The following is a 25261-nucleotide window of genomic DNA, read 5'->3' as shown; positions in this document are numbered from 1 at the left end:
CAAGGTTCCTTCCGGTCGGGGGCCCGTGAGCAGGCAGATCGCAAGATTCCGTTCTGCAGTCTGTACATTGCATACAGCCGACGAATACTGTATGCAGACGTTTATCCCGCATCGACGACCCGGTGTCCAGAGGTGTGCACCGGATTATCGTTCGACCCCGAGTCAGGGCAGGTGCGTTTGACGATGGATCTGTTCGAGTACCAAGCACGGGAGCTCTTCGCGCGGCACGGTGTCCCCGTGCTCGCCGCCCACGTGGTGGACGACCCCGCCGAGGCCCGCCCCGCGGCCGAACGCCTCGGCGGGCAGGTCGTGGTGAAGGCACAGGTGAAGACCGGCGGCCGGGGCAAGGCCGGCGGCGTGAAGCTCGCCTCCGACCCCGCGGACGCGGAGGAGAAGGCCCGCGCCATCCTCGGCCTGGACATCAAGGGCCACACGGTCGGCAAGGTCATGCTGACGCCGACCGCCGACATCCAGGACGAGTACTACGTCTCCTTCCTCCTCGACCGCGCCGAACGGACGTTCCTCGCCATGGCCTCGGCCCAGGGCGGCATGGACATCGAGGAGGTCGCCGCCACCCGGCCGGAGGCGCTGGCCCGCGTCCCCGTCGACGTCGCCGAGGGCGTCACAGAGGAGAAGGCCCGGCAGATCGCCGAAGCGGCCGGGCTCCCCGAGGAGACCGTGCCCGTGCTGATCGCGCTGTGGGAGGTCTTCACCGCGGAGGACGCCCTGCTGGTCGAGGTCAACCCGCTGGTCCGCACCACGGACGGCCGTCTCCTCGCGCTGGACGGCAAGGTGTCCCTCGACGCCAACGCCCGCTTCCGCCACCCCGTCCACGAGGCGTACGAGACCCCCGGCGAAGGCGACCCCCTGGAGGCCGCCGCCCGCGCCAAGGGCCTCAACTACGTCAAGCTCGACGGCACCGTCGGCGTCATCGGCAACGGCGCGGGCCTGGTGATGAGCACCCTCGACGTGGTCGCCCACCACGGCGCGGCCCCCGCCAACTTCCTCGACATCGGCGGCGGCGCCTCCGCCCAGGTGATGGCCGACGGGCTCGGCGTCATCCTCTCCGACCCCGACGTCACCTCCGTCCTCGTCAACGTCTTCGGCGGCATCACCGCCTGCGACGCGGTCGCCGAGGGCATCGTCCAGGCCCTCGACCTGGTGGAGCTGACCAAGCCCCTCGTCGTCCGCCTCGACGGCAACAACGCCGAGCGCGGCCGGGCCGTCCTCGACGAGGCCGCGGCGTCGCTGGGCCCCCTCGTACAGCAGCTGGACACCATGGACGGCGCGGCCGCGCGGGCCGCCGAGCCCGCAAGGAGCTGATCGCGATGGCCATCTTCCTCGACCGCAACAGCAAGGTGATCGTCCAGGGCATGACCGGCTCGGAGGGCATGAAGCACACCCGCCGCATGCTCTCCTCGGGGACGGACGTCGTCGGCGGCGTCAACCCGCGCAAGGCAGGCACGAGCGTGGAGTTCGACGGGCGCACCGTCCCGGTCTTCGGCTCGGTCAAGGAGGCCGTCGGCATGACGGGCGCCGACGTCAGCGTCGTCTTCGTGCCGCCGCCCTTCGTGCGCGCCGCCGTCGACGAGGCCGTCGACGGCGGGCTCGGGCTCGTCGTCGTCATCACCGAGGGCGTCCCCGTCCACGACACCGTCGCCTTCCGGGCCCGCGCCGTCGCCTCCGGCACCCGCGTCATCGGACCGAACTGTCCCGGGCTCATCAGCCCCGGGCAGTCCAACGCGGGCATCATCCCGGCCGACATCACCACCGCCGGCCGCATCGGCCTGGTGTCGAAGTCCGGCACGCTCACCTACCAGTTGATGTACGAGCTGCGCGACCTCGGCTTCTCCACCGCCGTCGGCATCGGCGGCGACCCCGTCATCGGCACCACCCACATCGACTGCCTGCGCGCCTTCCAGGACGACCCCGAGACCGAGCTGATCGTCATGATCGGCGAGATCGGCGGCGACGCCGAGGAACGCGCCGCCTCCTACATCTCCCGCCTGGTCACCAAGCCGGTCGTCGGCTACGTGGCCGGCTTCACCGCGCCCGAGGGCAAGACCATGGGTCACGCCGGCGCCATCGTCTCCGGCTCCTCCGGCACCGCCCAGGCCAAGAAGGAGGCGATGGAGGCCGCCGGCGTCAAGGTCGGCAGCACCCCGTCGGAGACCGCGCGGCTCGTCCGAGGGCTGCTGCGGTGACCGCCCCCGCGAGGACCGCGGGCGTCGAGGAACTGCTCATCCGCAGGCACGACGTGGGCGCGGCACTCACACCGATCGACCTCGGGAGGAAGGAGGCCCGTACCGGAGTCGCCATCGTCGCGTGCATGGACTCCCGCCTCGGCGTCGAGGCGATGTTCGGGCTGCGGCCGGGCGACGCCGACGTCATCCGCAACGCGGGCGGGTGCGTCACCCCCGACACCGTCCGCTCGCTGCGGCAGAGCCAACTGCACGGCGGCACCCGACAGATCGTGCTGGTGCACCACGAGGACTGCGCGGCGCTCGGCGACCCGGCCGAGGACCTCGTCGCGTGCCTCACCCGCCTCCGCGACACCACGGAACTGCCCCGCACCGAGCTGGTACGGGCATTCCTCTACACCCGCGGCGGTGCGCTGCGCGAGATCCGCCCGGAACGAGCGGAGAACCCGTGACCCTCGTCCTCAAGCCCGGAACGGCCTGGGCGGACGCCTGGGGGCGGTGCCTGCGGGCCGCCCCCGAGGCGTTCCACGACGACCGCGTGCTCAACCTGTGGGCCGGGGCCTGGCAGGCCGACGGCCGGATCCTGCCGGCCACCAGTCCCGTCGACGGCAGCCCCGTCGCCGGGGCGCCCCGGCTCGGCGCGGACGCCGCCCGGCGGGCCGTCCGCGCCGCCCTCGATCAGCACCGCGCCTGGCGGGTGATCCCCGTGGCCGAGCGCAGGGCGCGGGTCTCCGCCGCACTGGACGCCCTCTGCGAGCACCGCACGCTGCTCGCCCTCCTCCTGGTGTGGGAGATCGGCAAGCCGTGGCGGCTCGCCCTGGCCGACGTGGACCGGGCCGTCGACGGCGTCCGCTGGTACGTCGGGGAGATCGACGACATGGTCGAGTGGCGCCGCCCGCTGCCCGGCCCGGTCGGCAACATGGCCGGCTGGAACTACCCCATGAGCGTCCTGGTCCACGCCATGCTCGTGCAGGCGCTGGCCGGCAACGCCGTCATCGCCAAGGCCCCCACCGAGGGGGGCGTGGCCTGCCTGACCCTGGCCTGCGCGCTCATCGCCCGCGAGGACGTACCGGTGACCCTGGTCAGCGGCGGCGACGAGCTCTCCGCGGAGCTGGTGCGGGCCCCGGAGATCGGCTGCGTCTCCTCCGTCGGTGCCCGGGACGCGGGCGGCCGGGCCGCCGCCGCGGGCGCGGACCCGGGCCGACGCCACGTCCTGGGGGAGGAGGGCCTCAACACCTGGGGCGTGTGGGACTACAGCGACTGGGAGTCCCTGACCGCCCAGATCCGGGGGACCTTCGACTACGCCAAGCAGCGCTGCACCGCCTACCCGCGCTTCGTCGTGCGGCGCGAGCTCTTCGACGACTTCCTGTCCGCGTATCTGCCCGCCGTGCGCTCCGTACGGCTCGGACACCCGCTCGCCGTCGACGACCCCGGGGACGACCTCCCCGAGCTCGACTTCGGGCCGCTGATCAACGCGGCGAAGGCCAAGGAACTCGGCGACCTCGTCTCCGAGGCCATCGACCACGGCGCGATCCCACTGCACCGCGGCAGCCTCGCCGACGCCCGCCTCCTGCCAGGCCAGGACACCTCCGCCTACCTGGCGCCGGTTGCCCTCCTCAACCCGCCCCCCACCTCCCCGCTGCACCACGCGGAGCCCTTCGGCCCGGTCGACACGATCGTCCTGGCCGACACCGAGGCGGAACTGCTGGCCGCCCTGAACGCCGGCGGCGGCACCCTCGTCGCCACCCTGTCCACCGACGACGAGGACACCTACGCCCGGCTCGCCCCGCAGATCCGCGCCTTCAAGGTCGGCCACAACCGGCCCCGCTCCCGCGGCGACCGCGCCGAGCACTTCGGAGGCCTCGGCGCCTCCTGGCGCGGCGCCTTCGTCGGCGGCGACCTGCTGGTCCGCGCGGTCACCCAGGGCCCCGCGGACGAGCGCCCCCCGGGGAACTTCCCCGGCTACCACCTCATGCCGCCCGAAGCGGCGTAGGCCGCCGGTGCCGGGGCCCGTCCACGGGGCCCCGGCACCCCGTGCACCCAGCGGATACGCAGGTGAAACCCACCCCGAATCCTTGGTATCGTTGTGCCTGTCGCCGCGGGGCCAGCCCTGCGGATCACCTGTCCGGGTGGCGGAATGGCAGACGCGCTAGCTTGAGGTGCTAGTGCCCTTTATCGGGCGTGGGGGTTCAAGTCCCCCCTCGGACACATCGGAGTACCGAACGGAACGGGCTCCCGGCAGCGATGCGAGTCGCCGCCGGGAGCCCGTTCCGCTTCCGTGACCGCGGGGTTGTGCCGCATTCGCGGGAGAGCCGGGTGATCATCCAGAGGCCGCGGCATGTTGCTGTCGAACACCGTGCGGGTCAGTACGCGGTGCCGGATCAGGCGCGGGCCGATCGGGCCGTCGGACGACCCCGCCGACAACCGCACCCTCACCGAGCTCGGCCGGCAGATCGGAGCCAGTGCCCGCACGCTCTCCCGGCTCTTCCGCAGCGACCTCGGCATGACCTTTCCGCAGTGGCGCACCCAGCTACGGCTTCATCACGCCCTCATCCTGCTGGCCGACGGAACACCCGTGACCACCGTGGCCCATCGGTGCGGATGGTCGTCGGCCAGCACCTTCATCGACGTCTTCCGCCGGACCTTCGGCCACACCCCGGGAACCCACCTCGGAACCTGACCTCCGGCGGCGCAGGGCCGCCGCGCGGGCCCGAGGGGCGGGGGACGGTGGCTGATCAGGCGGCGGCGCGCAGCGGCTGCAGAGCCTTCGACCAGCTGACGACCTGGTCGACATGGCCTCCGCGGCGGGCCGGTGGTGCGGGCCCGGCTTGAAGACGCTGTCGTTCTCGAAGTCGGTGAGGAGGGACAGCGCGACCTGCGCACGCACCGTGGCGACCTGCAGCTCGCTCGCGATGAGGCGGAGGTGCTCCACGGCACGGGTGCCACCGCCGGAGCCGTAGCCCACGAAGCCCGCGGCCTTGTTGTTCCACTCCGCGTACGGGTAGTCGAGCGCGTTCTTCAGGCCGCCCGTGGTGGAGTGGTCGTACTCGGAGGTGACGAACACGAAGCCGTCGAACTCGGCGATCTTCGACGCCCACGCCTTGGTGTGGTCGTTCTGGTACTGCCCGACCGACGGCGGGAGCGCCTCGTCGAGGAGCGGCACCGGGTACTCCGCCAGGTCCACGAGCTCGGACTCCGCATCGGAACGCTGCTTGGCGATGTCGAGAACCCCGTCCGCCACGGCGGCACTCCGATTCGCTCCGTCCGTTGCGTTATGCGCGCATCGGGGGTGGCCGATGCCGGAGTGGGCGTCTCGGCGCTCGGTGGCGAAACCGACGCACGGCGCCGCAGCAGGGCGATCCCCGAGTGCGCCGCCGCTCCACGCATCCGCGGGAGTGCCCACGGGTAGGAGCGAAACGGGTCGCCGCGGCTGGGAAGCTACCGTGCCGCGGGAGCCACGTGCTCCAGCTGCGGCCCGGTCCTGACGTGGGCTCATGTCATGGACCGCCGCGACGGAGGAGGCGATGGCGCTGGCCGGTGAGTCGGTGCGCTGGACCGGTCGATCTCGAGCCGACCGTCGTCGTGGCCCTGATCGGCCAGGGCAGGTAAGGACGGTGCCCCCGCTTGCCGGATCCGGCCATCCAGGGCTTGCGACTCGAACACGCTCTGCCTGCTGCCTTTCTGTGCGCTGTTCCCACGCCGAGTCGCTCACTTTTCGCCGGGCCCGCCTCGTGGCAGCGTTCCTTGGCGCGGACCGTGGGAACCGCGAGCCACGGCCTGTTCTACCGGGTGTGATCCACCTGACCCACGTTGCGCCGGGCACGGTGCGTGAGCATCTGGCTGAAGTACTCGTCCAACGACTTGACCGGCCCAGGTGAGGCGGCGATGGAGGCGGAGCGGGATCGGTTCGCCATGCTGATCGCCCTGCTGAGGCCGACGGGCCTCGACCCCGACGCCGTTCGGCCTGCCGACGCTTTATGGCTCGCCGGACACCTCGGCGGTTCTCCGTGGGCCGTCGGCATGTCCGCCGCCCCGTCCGCCGGATGGGATCCGGACGTTGGCGGCGTCGGCTCTCCGGGCGGTTCCCGGAGGCGGGATTCCGTGCCGCCTGCGGAAGATGTGGGACCGGAGTCGGGCGCATTGTCCCTCGACGTGGCGGCCACCGTTCCGGTACCAGACGCCGTCACGGACCCGCACGCACCCGGCCCGCACCACGCATTGCGCCCGCTCTGGCGTCACCGCACGGCCGGCAGCCGTCCCCGGCTCATCCTCGGCGAAGGTGCCGCTGCCGAACTGAGCGTCGTGGCAGGTCCCTTCCTGCCCGCTCACCGCGGTGAGACCGTCGAACGGCCGCGGCGTGTGCAGTCCGACGCCGTACCGGCGGAGTCCGCCACACGTCCGCCCGCACCCTGAGCACCGGCCGAACGCCGGCCCCCGACTACGACGAGGACAACGGTGTGTTTCCCTCCCCTCTGCAAGCCGTCCGGCGGCTGCGCGTGGCCACCGCCCGGCAGGACGCCGATCCCGTCCTTGACGCCGAGTGCGCCGGCGCGCTGCTGCTCCTGTGGCATGCGCACGGCGCTCCTGCCCTCCTCGCCGAGGCACTGGGCCACGCCCGCAGGTCCGCCCGCCGGGCCCCGACCGGACCGGGCCACGCGGCCACGGCCGCCGTGCTGGGCGCCCAGGCCGGCGAAGCCGTCCGCGACGCCGACCCCGCCACGGCCCTGCGGCTGCTGGCCCGCGCCGACACCGCCTACGCCGCGGCCTGCCGCGCTGCCGCCGATACGCCGACGCTGTGCCGGCTCATCCTGGATCGCGTCAAGGCCCTCGAGATGCGCTGGAGCCTGGACGGTGACGACACGGCCCTGCACAAGGGCATCGGCATGCTCGAGGCCGTCACCGACTTCGCCGGCGCACCGCACGACGTCGCGCTGGTCCACGGTCGCCTGCTGCGCCGACTCGCCGCCACCAGCGACGACCCGGTCGAGGCCCGCGACCACGTGGCACGATCCGTGCACTGTCTCACCGCCGCCGTCGCCGGACTGAGGCCCGGCCAGGTCCCCGAGCTCGACCTGGAGCTCGCCGACGCACTCCTGGACGCGGGCCCCGACCACCACGAGGAGCTCCACGCCTTCCTCACCCGCCGCCTCGCCGACACCTCGGGCAGCCGGCAGGCCCACCTCCTCGTGCGCTCCGCACGCTTTTCCCTCGCCCTCCATCGGGAGACCTGGGACAGGCACCACCTGGACACCGCCGAGGAGCACCTCACTCGATCCCTGGCGGACCTGCCTCCGGACGGCCCCCAGCACACCGCCGCCCTCGAGCTTCTCGCCTCGGTTCTCCTGCGTGCAGCGCCTCCCGCCGCCCAGGAGACCGGCCGGGCCGTCTCGGCCCTGCGTGCCTGCATCCGGGCCACCCCTCACCACGACCCGGCCCTGGCCGAGCGTCGTGCCCTCCTTGGCCGCGCCCTGCTTGCCCGCTATCGCCTCACCGGTGACCGGATCGACCTCCGCGAGGCGGAGCATTGTCTGCGTCTCGCCGCCGACACCGTCGACGAGCCGTTCACCAGGGCATCCCGGCTCCTCGAGTGCGGACAGGTGCGGATCACCGCAGCCGCGGGCCTGGACCGCCCGGCGCGCCTCGACGACGCCGTGGCGGCCTTCCGTGCCGCGGTCCGCGCCGCGCAGGAGGCGATCGACGTGCCCGACGCCGCGGCCCGTACGCCACGGCGCACCGTACAGGCCGTCGTCCTCACCGCACGTGCCCTGCACCTCACGGGCACGGCGTACGAAGCGGCGCAGCGGCCCGTTGCAGCTCACGCCGCCTACCATCGGGCGGTGCAGGAGTGGACAGGACTTCCGGCGGGCATGGAAGTGACAGCAGCACCCGCGCCAAGGGACAGCGCGCAACGTCTCGCAGCGCTCGACGGGACACCAGGACTGGCGACCACCACGGGGGACCCATGACCGAGAGCACGCCGCAGGAACTGCCCGACTTCTCTCGTCTCGACCTGGAAACCCTGCGAACCCTGGACCACCCCGTTCTGAGTGACCTCCTCGAACGGCTCACGGACAGACAGGACAGCGCCGCCGAAACCCTCTGGGGCTTCAACAACGCCGTGCCACGGTGACGCACTCGTCCGGCACCGTTCATACGCCCGACCCCGCACCCGGCACCACGCGGACCTCGGTGCCGTTCAACCAGTTCATCGTCAAGACGCACGCCCGCTGCAACCTTGCCTGCCGGTACTGCTATCTGTACGAAGGGCCTGACACCACATGGCGCGACCGGCCCCCGGCCGTCCTGCCTGCCGTCCGGGACCAGACCGCCCGCCGTATCGGCGAACACGCAGCCGCTCACGCGCTGCCCCGCATCTCCCTGGTTCTGCACGGCGGTGAGCCACTGCTGGACGGTCCCGGGCCGTTGACCGCCTACGCGGACGCGGTGCGCCGCGCGGTTCCCTCCGGCTGCGCCGTGGATGTCACGGTGCAGACCAACGGCACCCTGCTCACCGAGGCCACCGCCGCCCGGCTCGCCGAGCATCGCATCAGCGTGGGTCTGAGCATCGACGGCGGCCTTCCCCACCACAATCACCGCCGCGTCGACCACGCCGGACGGCCCGCCCACGCCCGGACCGTTGCCGCGGCCCGTCTCCTGGCGCGGCGTCACCCCGGCATCTACGCCGGCATCCTCACGGTCGTCGACCCCGCATCCGACCCCGCCGAGGTCTACACGTCCCTCCTGGAACTCGAGCCCCCCGTTCTCGATCTCCTCCTGCCGCACGGCAACTGGAGCGCGCCGCCGCCTCTGCTGCCCAGTGACTCCGCCCCCTACGGCGACTGGCTGTGCGCCGTTTTCGACCAGTGGTGGCACGCCCCGAGCCCTCGAACGAGGATCCGGCTCTTCGAGCAATGTGTCGCGCTCCTCCTCGGCCTTCCCGCAGCGGGCGAATCCCTGGGGACAGCGCCGTTCACCGCGCTGGTGGTGGAGACGGACGGTGGCCTGGAGCAGGTCGACTCCCTGAAATCCGCCTATCACGGCGCGGCCGCCACCGGCCTCGACGTCTTCCGTCACACGCTCGACGACGCGCTTCGCCACCCCGGTGTGCGCGCCCGCCAGGCCGGTGCGAGTGCGCTCGCCCCCGCCTGCCGCGCCTGCCCCGTCGTCGGCGTCTGCGGAGGCGGTCACTACGCCCACCGCTACCGTGCCGGCGCCGGCTTCGCCCATCCGTCCGTGTACTGCGCCGACCTGCAGCGGCTCATACGGCACATCGCTGCAGCCCTGGCCGCCGTGGCCCCGAAGGGGGGAACGCGTTGACCGTGGTGCTTCCCGGGCTTACCCCGGTGCCGCGACACGTGCTCGACCTGCTCGCCCGTACCGGCAGCGACGACGAGTCCCTGGACCTTCTCCTCCGCGGCCAGCAAGCCCGCCGACTGCTGTTGCTGCGGCTGCTCCTCGACGCCAGCAGTGCCGCGGCCCCCGCCGAGAGGTCGCGGTTCCGTGACCACTGGGACTTGCTGGAGTCGGCCGAGCGATGCGGCCCCGATGCCCGGGAGGCCGTCCACCGTGGCCTCCAGCATCCGCTCGTCGGCCCCTGGGCCCGGCAGGCCCTCGCCGGCCTGACCGCCGGGCGCTCAGCGGACCTCGGGTTCTTCGGGGCGGTCGTCGTCGCCGCCGCGGTCCGCTGCGGCCTGCCGTTCCGGACACGATTGAGCACCGAGCGGGGCGAACTCCACCTGCCCGGGCTCGGGGCGCTCGCCTGCGGGCCGGACACAGACGTGAGCGCCCGCTTCGACGGGACCGTGCTGCGCCTGACCCCCGCGGCGGGCCGTGAGGTCATCGTCCGCCCGCAGCCGGAGCACGGGGCCTGGTCCACGGACCCCGGATGGCGGGCGGCCCACGCCCTGCCCGCGCTCATCCCCGGCGGGCGACCCGTGCCGCTCGACGACCTGGGCCCCTACCGGCACGACGCGGCTCTCGGTATCCACGCCGCCACCCTTGATGACGCCGGACGCAAGCGTTGGCACGAGGCGTGGAGCGGTCCGCTCGCGGCTCTCCTGCGGCACGGTCACCCTCACCAGGCCGCCGAGACCGGCCGGCTGCTGGCCTCTCTGGTCCCGGTTGCCGTGCCTGAGGAGGCCGGTCCGCTCGGCTACTGCAGCGGAACCCGGCGTGGCGCCTTCGGCTGCGTCTACTCCAGTCTGCCGCCCGGCCCGCTGGGCGTGGCCGAGATGCTGGTCCACGAGACGCAGCACGCGAAACTCTCCGCGCTGACCGACCTCGTCACCCTGCACCACGCCCCGCCCGACGCCCGGTACTTCGCCCCCTGGCGGCCGGATCCACGTCCCCTGGACGGGCTGTGGCAAGGGGTCTACAGCCATCTCGCCCTGGCCTTGTGGTGGCAGGGCTACGTCCTGAACACGCCGGACGGGCACGGGCGGGAGCGCGGTTGGGCCGAGTACGCCCGGTGCCGCGAACAGGTCACGGCTGCCCTCGGGCAGCTGGCGGGTTCGACCGACCTGACACCTGAGGGACGGCGCTTCACCGACGGAATGATCGCCGCCCACCGGCGCTTGGACGAGCCGCCGCGCCCTCATCGGCACCGCGCACAGGCCTACGTCGCCACGGCACGCGAGTTATGGAAGCGGAAAAACCAGATGAAACAGGATAAGATCCCATAAACCCCTGCAGGCGGAACGGATGCGATGGGAAAGTTGCCTGCGGGCACTCGACCTGCGGTAGGAGTGGCGCAAACCTTGCCCGCCCCGGGGCCGCACACCCTAAAGTCGGATAACCGAGTGACCTTATGACGGGGGATCAGGTGACCGTGCGACCACGGAACGACGTCGTCACGATCAGTTACGCGGGGTTCAACCGGCCCTGGGCCACGTGGATCGCCGACCGCGTCGAGCGGCGCGGCGTCCACGCCGTACTCCAGCGCTGGGACCCTGCGAACGAGGAGTCGCTCGTCGAACTCCTCACGGACCTCGCCCTGTCGCCCGGTCGGGTTCTGATCCTCTGCAGCGACTGGTACTTCCAGATGGGCCCCCGCACCCAGGCGGAGTGGAACCAGGCCCTGCGCACCGTGCTGAGCGAGCACCCCGGCCGGTTCCACGCGGTGACGATCGCCTCCAAGGCCCTGCCCTCCGCCTCGGCGGGGCTCGCCCCGGCCGAACTCCTCGGCCTGCGCGAGCCCGACGCCGAGCACCGCCTCCTGGAGCGGCTCGGCCTCACCGGCCTGCCCGTCGGCCCCGTCCCGACCCGGGTCCACCGCTTCCCCCGCGACACGCCGGACGTCCGCGGCAACGTGCCCCGCCGCAACGGACGTTTCACCGGCCGCGAGGACCTGCTCGGCGACATCTACCAGTTCTTCACCACCTCCGACGAGGGCTCCGGCGTCCTCACGCTGCACGGCATGCCCGGCGTCGGCAAGACCCAGCTCGCCGCCGAGTACATCCACCGCTTCGGCTCCGAGTACGACGTCGTCTGGTGGACCGGGGCCGACAACGCCTACACCTACCGCGAACAGCTCGCCGGACTCGCCCGCCCCCTGCGGCTGGCGACCGGACCCGGCTACGGCGAGCGCCTGCGCGCGGTCCTCGAGGCCCTCCGCAAAGGAGAGCCCTCCGACCGGTGGCTCGTCGTCCTCGACAACGCCGACGACCCCGCGAGCTTCGACGGCATCCTCCCGTCGGGCTCCGGCCACCTCCTGATCACCTCCCGCAACACCGCCTGGGGCCGGTACAACAGCCATCTGATGCCGGTGCCGGTCTACCAGCGCGTGGAATCCGTCTCCTTCGTCCAGCGCCGCGCGCCCCGCCTCACGGAGGACGAGGCCGACCGGCTCGCCGGAGCCCTGGAGGACCTGCCCATCGCCCTCGACCAGGCCGCGGCATGGCTCAACGAGTCCGACATGACCATGGACGACTACCTGCAGTCGCTGCGTGAACAAGGCCCCGACGACGAGCTGCTGAGCACCTCCCAGGACTTCCCCACCTCCTTCCCCACCGCACTGGCCCTGCTGGTCAACGGCCTGAAGGAGACCCACCCCGAATCCGTGGACCTGCTGCGCCTGAGCTCCTGCTTCGCGCCCGGGCGCATCCCCATCGGTCTGCTCCAGGGAATCCGCCGGAGTCAGCTGCCCGAGCGGGTCCGCAGCCTCCTGTCCAGTCCCGTCGTATGGAACCGCGCCCTGGCCACGCTCCGCCAGTACTCGGTCGTCAGCCTCGAGGAGACCGGCCGCGGCACCGCGCACGGGGACGAGGACGCCCCGGACTCCGTCTACCTGCATCGAATGGTCCATCAGATCGTGCACCACAACATGCCCCCGGCGGACCGCGAGGCTCTGGGAGCCGTGGCCTGCGCTGCCCTGGCCGCCGCCGATCCCCAGTCGCCCGGCAACCCGGCGCTCTGGCCCCGCTACGCCGAGATCACCCCCCACCTGCGGCCCTCGGGAGCACTGCGCAGTACGGACCCCGCAGTCCAGGACCTGGTCCTCAACTGCCTGCGGTACCTGTACAGCGCCGGTGAGTACTCCGCGGGCATCTCACTGGCGGAGGAGACCCTCGGCATCTGGAACGACCTGCTCGGCGCCGAGCACGAGCGCATCTGGGACCTCACCCACCACTACGCCAACCTGCTGCGCAGCACGGGCGACTACGCGCGCACCGAGGAGGCGAACCGCAGGGTCGTCGACCATCTGCGGGCCGAGCGGGGCCAGGACGACCTTGATCATGTGCGGGCGGCCAGCGGGCTTGCCGCAGACCTGCGGGGTCTCGGCCGCTACCAGGATGCCCTGGAACTCCAGCAGTGGGTGCTCGACACCTACCAGCGTCTGCTGGGAGAGGAGGCCCGGCCCGTCACACAGGCACAGAACAACCTGGCCGCCAGCCTGCGTCTCCTCGGCCGCTACGAGGACGCGGTGCTGCACTTCCAGGTTGCGACCGAGGCCGCCGCCCGCTACCGCGGACCGCTCCACACAGACACCCTCAACGCCCAGCGGGGCCGGGCGGAGATGCTGCGTCTGCTGGGCCGCTACCGCGAGGCGAAGCACGAGCAGGACGACAACCTCGCGAAGTACGTGGCGCGGAGGATGGAGAAGGACCACCCCGATGTTCTCAGGGCCGAGCTGAACCTGGGGCTGGTCCATCTGCGCAACGGGCCCGTGGACCAGGCCGGACAGGAGATCACCTCGGTGGTCGAGCGGGCCCAGCGGACCCTGGGCGACCGCCATCCCGACACCAGCATGTACCTCAACACCCTGGCCTTCTACATCCGCGAACACGGCGACATCGACGACTCCCGGCCCCTGTCCGAGCGGGTGTCCGGCACATACGAGACGATGCTCGGCCCGGATCACCCCTTCAGCGCCGGCGCCCGCAGCAACCTTGCCCTTGTCCTGCGCAACGTGGGCGAGCGCCGCCAGGCCTCCGACCTCGCCGAGGAGGCACTGACCGCCATGACCGCCGCCGTCGGCGAGTCGCATCCGTGGACCCTGGGCTGCGCCGTCAATGCCTGCGCTCTGCGTCATATGACCGGCGAGTACGAGGCCGCCGTCGAACTGTCCGAGACCACGGTGATCCGGGCCACCGAAACCCTTGGACGCACCCACCCGCTGACCCTCTCCGCCCGCATCGCCCACGCGGACGACCTCAGAGGCGTACGCAAGCTCGCCCAGGCCGCCAAGGAGGAGGACTCGGCCATCACCGATCTCGCCGACACCCTCGGCCGCGGCCACCTGCACACCCTCGCCGCCCGCAACCGAGTCCGCCCGCACTGGGACTTCGAACCACTGACTCCCTGACCCGAGCCGTACACGGGGGAAACCACCACATGCCCATCGACATACCCGTCTTCGCCGACGGCCCAGGCACACCGGACACCCCGCCCCAAGGCGACGCCCTCTACGACGACATCAGGACCCGGGGCCGCGCCGGACGCGCCCTGGATCCTGATCACTTGGTCCGCGGTGTCTACGGCCCGGCACTCGAACTCGCCGAGGAGGCCGTCCGCCAGGCCGCCCGGCGCTTCGCCGCGCTGGGGCGGGTGGTGCGCCCCGACGAGATCGAGATGCAGTTCGGCGTCACGATGAAGGGGGAGGGCACCGTCGGCATAGCCAAGGCCGGGGCCGAAGCGCAGATACGCTTCACCTTCCGCTGGGACACCGCACCCACCGGAGCCCATGACCTGCCCCGGCAGCGCGCCGAGGACGAGGCCGTGCCACAGGGGGACGAGGCCGAGCCGCCGGAAACCCCCGGCAGCGAGGAAGCGGTCCGCGGCACGGAGGGCGAGCCGGGACGCGAGGTCACCCACCGGTGAACGCGGCCGACGACCTGGCCGCAGGAATCCTGCCGTTCAGCAGAATAGTCGGCCAGGACTCCCTCAAACTCGCCCTGGAACTGGCCTTCGTGGCACCCGCGATCAATGGTGTCCTGGTCAGCGGGGAACGCGGCACCGCCAAGTCCACCCTGGTGCGGGCCTTCTCTCTCATGGCTCACGGGCAGCTGCCCGTCACCTTGCCGATCAACGCCACCGACGACCGGGTCCTGGGCGGCTGGGACATCGACGCGCTGATGGACAGCCGGGCGGTGAAGCGGGCCGGCCTGATCGAGGAGGCCGGACGCGCCGGCGTGCTCTACATCGACGAGGTCAATCTGCTCGACGACCACATCGTCAACATCCTCCTCGACGTCGCCGCCGGGGGCATCCTGCTCGTCGAACGCGAGGGCCAGGAAACCCGGACCCCCGTCTCCTTCGTCCTCCTGGGCACCATGAATCCGGAGGAAGGCTGGCTGCGGCCCCAACTTCTCGACCGGTTCGGTCTGATGGCAGCGGTCGACTCCCTGGAACCCGACCAACGGCACCGCATGGTCATGACGGTGCTGCGGTTCGATGAGGAACGCGCCAGTGAACGGGCGGGGGAGCGCTCCGCCTGGCTGGAGGAAGCGCGCGCCCTGGACCGGGAGCGCGCCGAAGCCCTGCGCAAGGCCCGCTCCGCGTTGAGCTCCGTCCACCTCCCGGAGGACCTGACGCGGCGTACCGTCGAGGCCGTGACCGCCCTCGGGGTACTGGGGCACCGCGGCGAGGTCGCCGCGCTCAAGGCCGCCAGGGCTCATGCCGCCCTCGACGGGGCGCATGAGGTGACCGGCCGGCACATCCGCAAGGTCCTTCCCATGGCGCTGTCCCATCGGCGCGCCGACGACGACCAGACCGGCGTCCGCCCTTGGTCCGAGGAGGACGAAGTGGTCCTGGCCGACCTCTTCGAGGAGTAGCCGGTGCCCGCAGTGACCAGCACCGTCGAAAGGCTCACCGCGCTGCTCCAGGCCGTCGCCGTCGACCCGCGGCTGGGCGGCCTGCTGGTGCTCGACGCCGACCCGGCCCTGGTCACGCCGGTGGCCCGCGAGCTCGCCGCCATGGTGGGGGCGGCCGCCGGCGCGGAGGGAAGCACGCTCCGGCTGACCCTCGACTCGGCCACCCGCGACGAGGACATCTGGGCCACGCCGCGGCCCGAACCGTCCTCGGCCACCTGGTGGCGGATCGGCCCGGGTGACCTGGTCCGAGCCGAACTCGCCCCGGATCCGCCGCCCGTGGTCACCATCCCCGACCTGGGACGCCTCGGAACCACCGGCCTGCGAGCCGTGATCCAGTTCGTCGGCGCGGACGAGATCGTGGTCGAGCACGGCATCAGCCGCCGCTTCCGCCCCAGGTCACGCTGGCTCGCCTTCTGCGGCACCCCCTCTTTGCATGCCGTGCCACAGCATGTCCTCGACCGCTTCACACTCTGTGCCACCGCCGAGGACCTCACCCCTGACGACATCCGAGATCTCCCGCTGCCCCGTCCGCCCGGGCCCACCCCCCTGCCGGCCGTCACCGACCGCGCGGTCCGCCACCTTGCGCAACGGCTCGGTACGGAGGCCGGCCCACGTCGCCTGCTGACCGCGGCGCGCCTCACCCGCACCCTGGCCCGGCTCGACGGGCTGCGCGAGGCAGGTCTCGCCCATGCCCGCGATGCCGCACAGGTGATGGGCCTGGCCGAACTTCCCGACCCCGGCCCGCAGTCAGGAGCCGACGCCTACACGCCCCCCGTGCTGCCGCCCCGAACCCCGCCCACGGCAGCGGAGCCGTCCTCCCTCGCGCCCGGATCCGGTACCGTTTCCGCCCATGTCCCCACGGACAACCGCAGCCTTCCGGCGGCATCGGTGGCCGTCCGTCCCCCCTTCCCGGAGGGCAGCACCGTCGATGCCCCGGGTGGCGTCTCTCTCCGGCTGCCCCGCACAGTCGGGGCACACCACCGCCACCGGTCGCGCCGCGGCCCGGTGACCGGCCTGACCCAGGCCCGCTCCCTGCACGACCTGTCGGTCGTCGGCACCGTGCTGCAGGCGGCGTTGTTCCGCCCGCTGCGCTCCCCCGACGGCGGACCGCTCGTCATCGACCCCACCGACCTGCGGGAGCACCGACGTGCCCCCGTCCCCGACCGGTTCCTCGCCGTCCTCCTCGACCACACCTCCCGCGACGGCGGCGACTGGAGCACAGCCCTCGAGCCGTTCCTGAGCTGGGCCTACACCCGTCGTGCCGGAGTCGTCGTGGTGGAGACCGGGTCCCGCGACGCCACGAACGAGGTACGCGCCGAAGTCCTCACCGTCCGCAACGTCCTGCATCCCGCGCTTGCGGCCGCCCTGCGCCGCCCGGCCGGCCGTGCCACGCCGCTCGCCCACGGCCTGACCCTGCTGGCCCGGCACGTGCACAGGGTGCTGGCCCGGCACAGCGGCGGCGCCGCCGAGGTGCAGGCGGTGATCGCCACCGACGCGCGGGGCAACATCCCCCTGGAGGCGAGCCTGTCCGGGCGCCTGCCCGACCCGCCGGTCGGTGCCGACGGCGCCGACGACGCGCGGGACGCCGCTGCCCGGCTCGGCGAGGAGGACCGCACCCGGCTGTGCGTCTTCCTCCTGACACCGGAGGGCCACACGGACCGAGGTCTCGTCCGGGAACTCGCCGACCGGCTGGGCGCGGCCGTGCTGAGCACCCGCGGGGGGAGGACCGCCCGCCGATGAACGCCCTGCCGCCCCGCCGCCCCGGCGCCCGCGCTCCGCGTGCCCTGGCCCGCCGCCTGCAGACCACCGCCAACCAGACCGTGGCCCGGGCGGTCCGGCACCCCACGGTCATGATGGCGGCGGCACGCGTCTCGGCGACGAGCCGCCTGCCGGAGGGCATCGCCGTGCTGCACATCAGCGCCGAACGGACCCAGGGCGAGGACTCGTACCGGGTCCGCGGCTGGTGCTGGTGCGGCAGGCACCGGCCGCTGAACCTGCCGCCCTCCCACGACCGTCTCCTCGCCCCCGACATCACGCTCGCCGGCCTCAGGCCCGGGGGCGATGACCCCTCCGAGATACTGCGCGGCATCAGGCGCTGGTCGGAGCGTCACCCCGAACTGCTGGACTGGATCGCACACCTGCGCGACGACAGTCACGAACCGCCCGCCGTTCTCGTGCGTGACGAGACCGGGGGCGACTTTCCCTGGGAAATGCTGTGGGTGCGGCAGGGGACGGAACCCGAGCTGCTGGGCGCCGTCCTGTCCGTGAGCCGATGGATCGTCCGTGGCTCCGAGGATCTTCCCCAGAACCGTGTCGCCCGCCCCGGCCGAGTGGTGGCCTACGTCGACCGCGAGATGGAAGGAGACCTGGCGGCCTTCGTGCCCTTCGAGCACGACGTCAGCGACACCCTTCCCGACTTCCTGGACACCCTTGAGGAGGACGAGCACCACACCGACCTGGTGTATCTGGGCTGCCACGGACACCACGGCAGCCGGCTCAGCGAGCTGCGCCTGGACCATCTGACCTGGCAGGAGATCGAGGAGCGCTCCCTCAATCTCCTGGAGAGCCACCGCCCCGTCGTCTTCCTCAACGTCTGCCACTCCGGCCAGTTCCTCGACGCACGCCGCCAGGGCGAACGCCGCCGGCGAGGATTCGCCGAACTCTTCCTGGCCAAAGGCGCGGACGGATGCATCGTCGCCGCCGGGGAAGTGGGCGACCCCGAGGCGCGAACTCTTGTCCACGTCCTCATGGCCGGCACCGCCGGACTCCCCGGCGACGGACTCGGCGAACTGATCCGTGCCTTCCGCCAGCGCCGGGCCCAGGCCCTCGGCGACCTCTCACGCCTGCCCCTGCGCTACCCCCGGGGCACCACGTACGACCTCGAGGGCCAACGCCGTGTCCGTGACGTGCTGTACGCCTTCATGTTCCACTACTACGGACACCCCGCCCGCGTTCTCGCCCTGGCCGAACCGCCGGGAAAGGCGACGGCATGACCGGTAACGGCGACATCCCGCTACTGACCGCACCCCTGGTGGCCTGGCCCCGGCACGTTCTGCCCGGCAGCCGCCACCTCGTCACCGTCGACCTCGCCGGACCGCTCACCGAGGACGGCGGCAACGGCGACTGGGCCTGGCCCGAGGAAGAACTCGAGTTCGTCGTCGGCCTCGACGGCGGCGACCACTTCACCTGCCAGGCACTGGAAGAACCCCTGCTGGTGCTGCACCGCTTCGGCGGCACCTACGGCCCCGTCGAATTCCTCGTCGAGACCGCCGACGGCACCGCTGGCGCCGCGGCCCTGTGGCTCAGCCTCACCAACGCCCATGGCGTCCCCATCCACGTCGTCGAACTACCCGTCGACATCGGCCCCGCCGGTCCGGGCACCCCGCCCGCTCCGCCGACCCGCCACCTGCCGGCCCACACCAGCACGTCACCTTTCACATCACCTTTCACCGGGACCGCCGAGGAGCGCGCGGCCCCGCCGCCCCTGACCATCCTCTACACCGGCCCCGACAGCGCCTGGGCACTGTGGGCCGGCGACGTCTGCCGCCGCCACGGCCGCCCGGTCCGCTACCAGCGCGTCGCCGCGACCCGGATCGAAACGCCGCGCCAGATACTGGCCTCCGCCCTCGAAGCAGCCCCCGGCCCCGTTCTGTTCCTGCTCGGCCACAGCCTTCTGCGCCGGACAGCGCGTCCGGCCGACGAATGGACGGCCCCCCTGGCCGAGGCGACCGAGACCTCCGCCGTCCGTCTGACGGTCATGGCCGTCGACGACGCGGCCCTGCCCGCACTGCCACCCCGGGACGCCATGCCCGCGGCGTTGGAGGGCATGGACGTCCCGCAAGCCGAGGAACATCTGACGCGCCGCCTCGGCCTCGGCGCCGAGTTTCCCGGCACGGCACCGGCCGTGCGCCATCCCGGCCTGCGGCCGAGCGTCACCCACGGTGTCCCCTCACGCAACCGGCGCTTCACCGGACGCGAGGACCTCCTCGCCCGCATCTACCGGCGACTGCATGACGCGGGGACTCCCGCCCGCCTGGCCCTGGCCGGCGTCCCCGGCGTCGGAAAGACCCAGCTGGCCACCGAGTACGCCCACCGGTTCGCCTCCCAGTACGAGCTCGTGTGCTGGGTCAGCGGCGAGAACCGGGCCGTCTACCGGCGCGACCTCGGCGCCCTGGGCCGGGCCCTGAACGCTCCCGCGGCCGCCGAGCACGACTACCTCCAAGGCGTCAGCGCCGCCCTGGACGCCCTGCGCGCGCCCGAACACCGGCCATGGCTCCTGATCGTCGACAACGCCGACGACCCCGACGAGATCCACGACCTCGTCCCCGGCGACGACACCACCGGTCACGGCCACGTACTGATCACCTCACGCACCGCGCAGTGGGAGTCCCGCCGGCTCCCCGTCCTCGAGGTGCCCGTCTACCAGCGGGACGAGGCGGTCGAGACCGTCCGCAGACGCGTACCGCAGCTCACCGACAGCGAGGCACGGACCCTCGCCGAAGCCCTCGGCGACATGCCGCTCGCCCTCTCCATGGCAGCCGCCTGGCTCGCCAACTCCGGTGCCACCGTAAGTCAGTACGTGGAACGGCTGGCCGTCGCCCTCGACATGCCCGCAGCCTGGGCCGTCACGCTCCAGGAACTCGAGTCGACCGACACCGACGCCCTCGCGCTGCTGCGGTTGTGCGCCCACTTCGCCCCCGGGCCCGTGCCGCTGGGCATGCTCCTCGGCACCCCGGCACCCGACCCGGCACCACCACCGCTGCAGCGGCTGCTCGGGAACCCCGACGCGGTCCAGCGGGCCGTCGACGTCCTCCTGCGCTACGCCCTGGTCACCAGGGCACCCGACGCGACCGGCACCTTCGGACCATTCCTCGGCATACACAGCGTCGTGCACGCACAGGTGCGCGCCCACACCCCGCCCAGCGCCCGGGAAGAGTACGCCCGGGCAGCCCGCGCCGTCCTGAGGGCGAACGATCCCGGCACACCGGACAACAGCGGGACCTGGCCCGACTACGGGGAACTCGTCCGCCATCTGCCGCACTGCGACGCCCTCACCACGGCCGACAGCACCGCCCTCGTCCTGCACTGCCTGCGCCAGATGTATCTCGTCGGCGAGTACGACACCGCCCTCCAGGCGGCGGAGACCGTCCGCGACGCCTGGCCCGGGCAAGCCGCGGGCGACGTGCTCCGCGCACTCGACCACGAGTACGGGAACCTGCTGCGAGCCGTCGGCGACCACGCGCGCAGCGCCACGGTCAGCGCCGCCCTGGTCGAGCATGAGACCAGCGGCGCCGGCCTGATCCGCGCCCTGAGCGGCCACGCCGCCGACCTGCGCGCCACCGGGAGATACCAGGAAGCCCTCGAGTCCTCCCGGCAGGCCAGCGCCTACAGCCGGACCCGGCTCACCAGCCACCGCGACCCGCTGGTCGCCACCTCCCTCAACAACCTCGCCGTCTCCCTGCGCCTGCTCGGCAACTACCACGAAGCACTCGCCCTCGACGACCAGGCGGCCAACCAGCGCGCCGAGAGCCTCGGCGCGGGCCACCACTGGACCCTGTGGAGCGAGTTCATGGTCGCCCTGGACCTGCGGTTGCTGGGCAGGATCAACGAGGCGCTCAGCATCCAGCAGGGCAACCTGCGGGCCAGCGAGGAACGCCTCGGCACGCACGGCGTCCAGACCCTGCTCGCCCGGCACAACTGGGTGCAGTGCCTGCGTGCCGTCGGACGCACAGAGGAGGCCGGACAGGAGATCGGGCGCGCGATGCGGGACGCCGCCCGTCTTCTGGCAGACCACGACCCGCGCCGTCTCCAGGTGACCACCGCCCACGCCATGTACCTGCACGACCAGGGTGACCGTCGCCGGGCACTGGACACCATGACCGCGGTGCACCACGGATATCTCGACCGCCTCGGGGAGGAACACCCCTTCACCGCCGGCAGCAAGGTGAACCTGGCCATCGTCACGGCGCCGTACGACCCCACCGCCGCGCAGGCCCTGGCGGCCGACGCGCTCACCGTGCTCGCCGGACTGCTCACCGACTCCCATCCGTGGACCGCCGGAAGCCGCCGGACGTACCGGGCCTTGGTCCGCGGCGACGAGCCGGGCTGGGAGTTCGAGCCGCTGATGACGTAGCAGGAACCGGAGCGAGCGGACCTGACCGGGCCGGACGCAGTGAAAGCGAGGTGAGGAGCCCGTCGCCGCCGCCCCGGGCCAGTCCTCCCACGGGTGAGCCGATCGATCTTGCCTCGGTTGCACTGGCTGAATCCGGAAGGCATGGCCGACGAGCAGAAACCCGTCCGGCGCGGCGTAGCCATCCTCGCTGTTCCGGTCACAGGCGCAGCATGGCCAGTGGCGGGGTGGTGGGCCTGTCCGATCCGTCATGGGGTTCGACGGTGATGCCGATCGCTTGTGCTCCTCGGAGGCTGCCGCTCAGCAAAACGGACCCGGGGGCCTTCTGGGGAGTGATGAGTCCGGCGGATCGCATGGCGTCGTCGTGGGCGTACCACAGCTGGTAGACCTGCCCGTTCGGCAGCGCCGGCAGTCCGGAGTAGAAGAAGGCGGTCTCGGCGTGGTCCGAGGACGCCACCACGGTGGCTGTGCCGCCGCCCTTGAGCGTCGCGGTGCGAACGACGGCCCGTGGATCCGCCGGCACCGCGGCCAGGGAAGCGGTCTGCTGTTCGGCCCGGACGGCGCGGGCACGTTGCACGTCGGTTGCGTGCCAAGAGAACAGGACCGAGCTGCCGAGGGTGGCAGACGCGGCCAAGCAGGCTGCCGTGGCCAGGTACGGGAGGTGCTGACGCCATTGCCCGCTGCGGCGCTCCCTCAGGCGCAACGCCCGGATGTCCACGGTCGTCCGCGGGGGAAGCTGCCTGACTCCCGGCAGGGCCGCCATGACGGCTGTGTGCAGGGAGCGCGGCGGAGTCTCGGCCACGGCGAAGGCCATACGTGCCGCGGTTTCGCGGAACTCCCGGACTTCAGCGGCCGTTGCGACGGGCGGCAAGCTCCGCTCGGGTGCCTGTCCGGGCCCGCGCGCGGCGGGCCCGGACAGGCTGGCCCGCTTACTTGGGCATGAGGACGGTGTCGACGATGTAGACGGTGGCGTTGGAGGTGCTGACGTTGCCGCACACCACGTGGGAGGAGTCGTTGACGCTGTAGTCCTCGCCGGAACCGGCTGTGGTGAGCTTGCCCTTCTCCAGGGTGTCGAAGGAGCCGCTCTCCAGCTGGGCAGGGGTGAGCCGCCGGCCGACGACGTGGTACGTGAGGATCTTGGTCAGCGTGGCCTTGTCGTTCAGCACCTTGTCCAGGTCGGCCTTCGGGATCTTCGCGAAGGCGTCGTTCGTGGGCGCGAACACCGTGATGTTCTCAGCGCTGTTGAGGGTGTCGACCAGACCGGCCTTCTTCACCGCGGCCACCAGCGTGGACAGCGCGGGATTGTTCGACGCGGCCGTCGCCACCGGGTCCTGGGCCATCCCGTCGAAGCTGCCCGCGCCGTCCTTCGGGACCGCCGAACACGCCGCACCGAAGGGCTTGTTCAGCGCCATCGCGTCCCCGGGGTCCTGGCCCGCGGAACCGTCGTCGGCCGGGCTGGACGCCGCCATCGTGGACGAGGCGTCAGAAGCCTTGTCCTTGTTGTCGTCGCCGCAGGCGGTCAGCGTGAGGGGCAGGACCGCGGCAGCGGACACCGCGAGGGCGATACGGCGGAAGCGCAGGGTGTTCATCAGTGAATCTCCTTGATCGTTTCTCTTCGGGGGAGTGGCTCTCGGAGCCGTTGGTGCGTCTCGGGGGATCCGGCGACGGGCGGGGTCAGTCCACGGTGATCACCACCGAGTGCCGGCCGCTGGCGCCGTCGGGGATGGTCCGTGTGCGCAGGGCGGTCTGCACGGCACCGGTGCCGTCGGTGGCCCGCGCGGTCAGGGTGTGCGGCCCGGGGGTGGCCTCCCAGGAGATCGACCACTGCCGCCAGGTGTCGGTGCCGGCCTGGGCGGCGAGGTCTGCGTCCCGCCACGGGCCGTCGTCGACGCGCACCTCGACACGCTCGATACCCCGGTGCTGCGCCCAGGCGACGCCCGCGACCATGACGGTCCCGGCCTTCGGACGGGCGAACGGCTTGGGCGTGTCGATGCGGGACTGCGTCTTGACCGGTGCCTGGCGTGCCCACTTCCGCTTCACCCAGTAGGGGTCGTAGGCGTCGAAGGTGGTGAGCTCGATGTCCTCGATCCATTTGCACGCCGAGACGTAGCCGTACAGGCCGGGCACGACCATGCGGACCGGGAATCCGTGCTCCAGGGGCAGGGGTTCGCCGTTCATGCCGACCGCGAGCAGCGCGTCACGGCCGTCCATGACCTCCTCGACGGGTGTCCCGATCGTCATGCCGTCGACGGACCGGGAGACCAGCTGGTCCGCCGCGCCGCCCCGCGAGGGCGGCCGTACGCCGGCCTCGCGCAGGACGTCCGCAAGGTGCACGCCCAGCCAGCGCGCATTGCCCGCGTACGGGCCGCCGACCTCGTTGGAGACACAGGTCAACGTGATGTCCCGCTCGACCAGGTCACGGCGCAGCAGATCCTGGAAGCCGAGGTCCAACGGGCGGCTGACACCCCGCCCGTGAATGCGCAGCCGCCACCGAGTCGCGTCGACCTTGGGGACCACCAGCGCGGTGTCCACCCGGTAGAAGTCGTCGTTCGGCGTGACGAACGGGCTGATCCCGGCGACCCGCAGGGCCGCCCCGCGCGGCAACGGCCGAGCGGGCGAACCCGGCAGCGGCAGCCGGACGGCGGCGCGGGAGGCCACCGCCTGATCACCCGCGGAGGAAGCGAGCGCACGTCCCAGCGCCCCGGCCGCGGCGGACGCGGTGGCGGCCGAGGCGGCGGTCAGCAGGAAGCGGCGGCGATCCGCCACCGAATCCGACTCGGATTCGGTCCCGGGCGCACCGACCCATGTCAGGCGCCCGACCAGGATCCACAGCAAGGCCGCACCGGCCAGCGCGCCCACCAGGGACGGCAACGCGTCGAGGACGCCGGCGGAGTCCGGCCTGCTCAGAGCGGCTCCCGCTCCCACCGCGCCGAAGGCGAGCACTCCCGCCGCCCCGGCGCGCCGGTGTTGCAGGGCCAGCAGACCCAGCCCGACCGCCGGCAAGCCCAGCACGGCGAGAATGCCGAGCTGCAGCACCAGTTTGTCGCTCGTGCCGAACGAACGGATCGCCCAGTCCTTCACGGCAGCCGGCGTCCTGTCGATCGCCGCCCCGCCCACCGCGACCACCGGACCCGCCTGCGGCCGAAGCGCCCCCGCCGCCAGTTCCGCGGCCGCCAGAGCAGCGCCGGCGGCAAGCAGTCCGGACAGCGCGCCCAGGGCGCCACGTGTCAGCTGCTGCGTGCTCAAGATCCTCACACCGGTAATTCGTCGCGTCCCCGGCCGGAGATTGGTGCATCACCCAAACGAGTGACCGGGGTCGCATCGGCGCATACGACGCCACCGGTGGGGCATAAGTGGACGCCCGCGATGCCCGTGCAGGACCCCGCGGACCGGCCGACGACCCGGGCGCGACCGGTGGCCGGGGCGGGACCGGTCGGCGAACAGAGCACCGTGGCGCCGCGAACGCGGCCCGGCCGCCCGGTCGCCGCGGGAAATCTTTGCCCGCGTTCTCTGGACATCCACGGCGACGGCCGCAACCATGGTTACTCCATACGGTATGCAATCTGCAGTATGGAATCTCGACGTACCACTCCTGACCCGGCGTTGGATGTGAGGTGGCC

At 72.3% G+C, this 25261-nt stretch carries 18 protein-coding genes, 1 tRNA gene and 2 pseudogenes; 17 read left to right on the top strand and 4 right to left on the bottom strand.

Annotated features, from left to right (window positions below; genetic code table 11):
• Positions 1-183: 183 nt before the first annotated feature.
• The 6 genes and pseudogenes from sucC to ACFW3D_RS38560 all read left to right on the top strand — a co-directional run.
• Entirely contained in the window at positions 184-1323 is a 1140-nt protein-coding gene (sucC, locus tag ACFW3D_RS38585) for an ADP-forming succinate--CoA ligase subunit beta (RefSeq protein WP_500512712.1), read from the top strand.
• Positions 1324-1328: 5 nt separating this feature from the next.
• Positions 1329-2204: a succinate--CoA ligase subunit alpha gene (sucD, locus tag ACFW3D_RS38580; protein ID WP_500512710.1), complete on the top strand. Its 876-nt coding sequence runs from the start codon at positions 1329-1331 to the stop codon at positions 2202-2204.
• On the top strand, positions 2201-2653 hold the full coding sequence (locus tag ACFW3D_RS38575; RefSeq protein ID WP_500512708.1) for a carbonic anhydrase: 453 nt from the start codon (positions 2201-2203) through the stop codon (positions 2651-2653). Before sucD ends, ACFW3D_RS38575 begins: the two co-directional genes overlap by 4 nt.
• Positions 2650-4194, top strand: coding sequence for an aldehyde dehydrogenase family protein (locus ACFW3D_RS38570; protein WP_500512706.1), 1545 nt, complete (start codon positions 2650-2652; stop codon positions 4192-4194). The genes ACFW3D_RS38575 and ACFW3D_RS38570 overlap by 4 nt, the downstream gene beginning before the upstream one ends.
• A gap of 130 nt (positions 4195-4324) precedes the next feature.
• A tRNA-Leu gene (locus ACFW3D_RS38565) sits at positions 4325-4409 on the top strand.
• A 202-nt stretch (positions 4410-4611) separates the two neighbouring features.
• Positions 4612-4881 (top strand): annotated as a pseudogene (locus ACFW3D_RS38560) (helix-turn-helix transcriptional regulator); the annotation flags it as partial.
• Positions 4882-4936: 55 nt separating this feature from the next.
• Here ACFW3D_RS38560 and ACFW3D_RS38555 read toward each other — a convergent pair.
• Positions 4937-5442: pseudogene (locus tag ACFW3D_RS38555) on the bottom strand (NADPH-dependent FMN reductase).
• A 587-nt stretch (positions 5443-6029) separates the two neighbouring features.
• Here ACFW3D_RS38555 and ACFW3D_RS38550 point away from each other — a divergent pair.
• The 11 genes from ACFW3D_RS38550 (at position 6030) to fxsT (ACFW3D_RS38500) (ending at position 21644) form a co-directional block, all read left to right on the top strand.
• A complete protein-coding gene (locus ACFW3D_RS38550) occupies positions 6030-6614 on the top strand; it encodes a hypothetical protein (RefSeq protein ID WP_500512704.1) in 585 nt (194 codons plus the stop codon).
• A gap of 44 nt (positions 6615-6658) precedes the next feature.
• A complete protein-coding gene (locus ACFW3D_RS38545) occupies positions 6659-8167 on the top strand; it encodes a hypothetical protein (RefSeq protein ID WP_500512702.1) in 1509 nt (502 codons plus the stop codon).
• Positions 8164-8331, top strand: a complete 168-nt coding sequence (fxsA, locus tag ACFW3D_RS38540) for an FxSxx-COOH cyclophane-containing RiPP peptide (protein ID WP_500512700.1) — start codon at positions 8164-8166, stop codon at positions 8329-8331. Before ACFW3D_RS38545 ends, fxsA begins: the two co-directional genes overlap by 4 nt.
• On the top strand, positions 8328-9518 hold the full coding sequence (locus ACFW3D_RS38535; RefSeq protein WP_500512698.1) for an FxsB family cyclophane-forming radical SAM/SPASM peptide maturase: 1191 nt from the start codon (positions 8328-8330) through the stop codon (positions 9516-9518). The genes fxsA and ACFW3D_RS38535 overlap by 4 nt, the downstream gene beginning before the upstream one ends.
• Before the next feature lie 2 nt (positions 9519-9520).
• The gene (locus tag ACFW3D_RS38530) at positions 9521-10882 is read left to right on the top strand and encodes an HEXXH motif domain-containing protein (protein WP_500512714.1); all 1362 of its coding nucleotides are present in this window, start codon (positions 9521-9523) and stop codon (positions 10880-10882) included.
• Between the two features lie 125 nt (positions 10883-11007).
• On the top strand, positions 11008-14004 hold the full coding sequence (gene fxsT / locus ACFW3D_RS38525) for an FxSxx-COOH system tetratricopeptide repeat protein (RefSeq protein ID WP_500512696.1): 2997 nt from the start codon (positions 11008-11010) through the stop codon (positions 14002-14004).
• Between the two features lie 29 nt (positions 14005-14033).
• Positions 14034-14519, top strand: a complete 486-nt coding sequence (locus ACFW3D_RS38520; RefSeq protein ID WP_500512694.1) for a CU044_2847 family protein — start codon at positions 14034-14036, stop codon at positions 14517-14519.
• Positions 14516-15472, top strand: coding sequence for an AAA family ATPase (locus ACFW3D_RS38515; RefSeq protein WP_500512692.1), 957 nt, complete (start codon positions 14516-14518; stop codon positions 15470-15472). Before ACFW3D_RS38520 ends, ACFW3D_RS38515 begins: the two co-directional genes overlap by 4 nt.
• A gap of 3 nt (positions 15473-15475) precedes the next feature.
• Positions 15476-17251: a hypothetical protein gene (locus ACFW3D_RS38510; protein ID WP_500512690.1), complete on the top strand. Its 1776-nt coding sequence runs from the start codon at positions 15476-15478 to the stop codon at positions 17249-17251.
• Positions 17248-18504, top strand: a complete 1257-nt coding sequence (locus ACFW3D_RS38505) for a CHAT domain-containing protein (RefSeq protein ID WP_500512688.1) — start codon at positions 17248-17250, stop codon at positions 18502-18504. The genes ACFW3D_RS38510 and ACFW3D_RS38505 overlap by 4 nt, the downstream gene beginning before the upstream one ends.
• Complete coding sequence (gene fxsT, locus ACFW3D_RS38500; protein WP_500512686.1) at positions 18501-21644, top strand: FxSxx-COOH system tetratricopeptide repeat protein; 3144 nt, start codon at positions 18501-18503, stop codon at positions 21642-21644. Before ACFW3D_RS38505 ends, fxsT (ACFW3D_RS38500) begins: the two co-directional genes overlap by 4 nt.
• 196 nt (positions 21645-21840) lie before the next feature.
• Here fxsT (ACFW3D_RS38500) and ACFW3D_RS38495 read toward each other — a convergent pair whose 3' ends face one another.
• From ACFW3D_RS38495 to ACFW3D_RS38485, 3 genes are all read right to left on the bottom strand, one after another.
• A complete protein-coding gene (locus tag ACFW3D_RS38495) occupies positions 21841-22512 on the bottom strand; it encodes an anti-sigma factor (RefSeq protein ID WP_500512684.1) in 672 nt (223 codons plus the stop codon).
• A 58-nt stretch (positions 22513-22570) separates the two neighbouring features.
• A complete protein-coding gene (locus ACFW3D_RS38490; RefSeq protein ID WP_500512682.1) occupies positions 22571-23230 on the bottom strand; it encodes a fasciclin domain-containing protein in 660 nt (219 codons plus the stop codon).
• Positions 23231-23315: 85 nt separating this feature from the next.
• Complete coding sequence (locus tag ACFW3D_RS38485) at positions 23316-24896, bottom strand: molybdopterin-dependent oxidoreductase (RefSeq protein WP_500512680.1); 1581 nt, start codon at positions 24894-24896, stop codon at positions 23316-23318.
• Positions 24897-25261 lie beyond the last annotated feature (365 nt).

This window comes from Streptomyces sp. NPDC058864, assembly GCF_042742985.1.
GTDB lineage: Bacteria > Actinomycetota > Actinomycetes > Streptomycetales > Streptomycetaceae > Actinacidiphila.
This window is presented reverse-complemented; position numbering and strand designations above follow the sequence as displayed.

Coding starts and splice junctions, on each gene's coding strand:
- fxsT (WP_500512696.1), top strand. CDS start 11,008: ATGACGGGGGATCAGGTGACCGTGCGACCACGGAACGACGTCGTCACG.
- ACFW3D_RS38490 (WP_500512682.1), bottom strand. CDS start 23,230: ATGAACACCCTGCGCTTCCGCCGTATCGCCCTCGCGGTGTCCGCTGCC.
- ACFW3D_RS38505 (WP_500512688.1), top strand. CDS start 17,248: ATGAACGCCCTGCCGCCCCGCCGCCCCGGCGCCCGCGCTCCGCGTGCC.
- fxsA (WP_500512700.1), top strand. CDS start 8,164: ATGACCGAGAGCACGCCGCAGGAACTGCCCGACTTCTCTCGTCTCGAC.
- fxsT (WP_500512686.1), top strand. CDS start 18,501: ATGACCGGTAACGGCGACATCCCGCTACTGACCGCACCCCTGGTGGCC.
- sucC (WP_500512712.1), top strand. CDS start 184: ATGGATCTGTTCGAGTACCAAGCACGGGAGCTCTTCGCGCGGCACGGT.
- sucD (WP_500512710.1), top strand. CDS start 1,329: ATGGCCATCTTCCTCGACCGCAACAGCAAGGTGATCGTCCAGGGCATG.
- ACFW3D_RS38520 (WP_500512694.1), top strand. CDS start 14,034: ATGCCCATCGACATACCCGTCTTCGCCGACGGCCCAGGCACACCGGAC.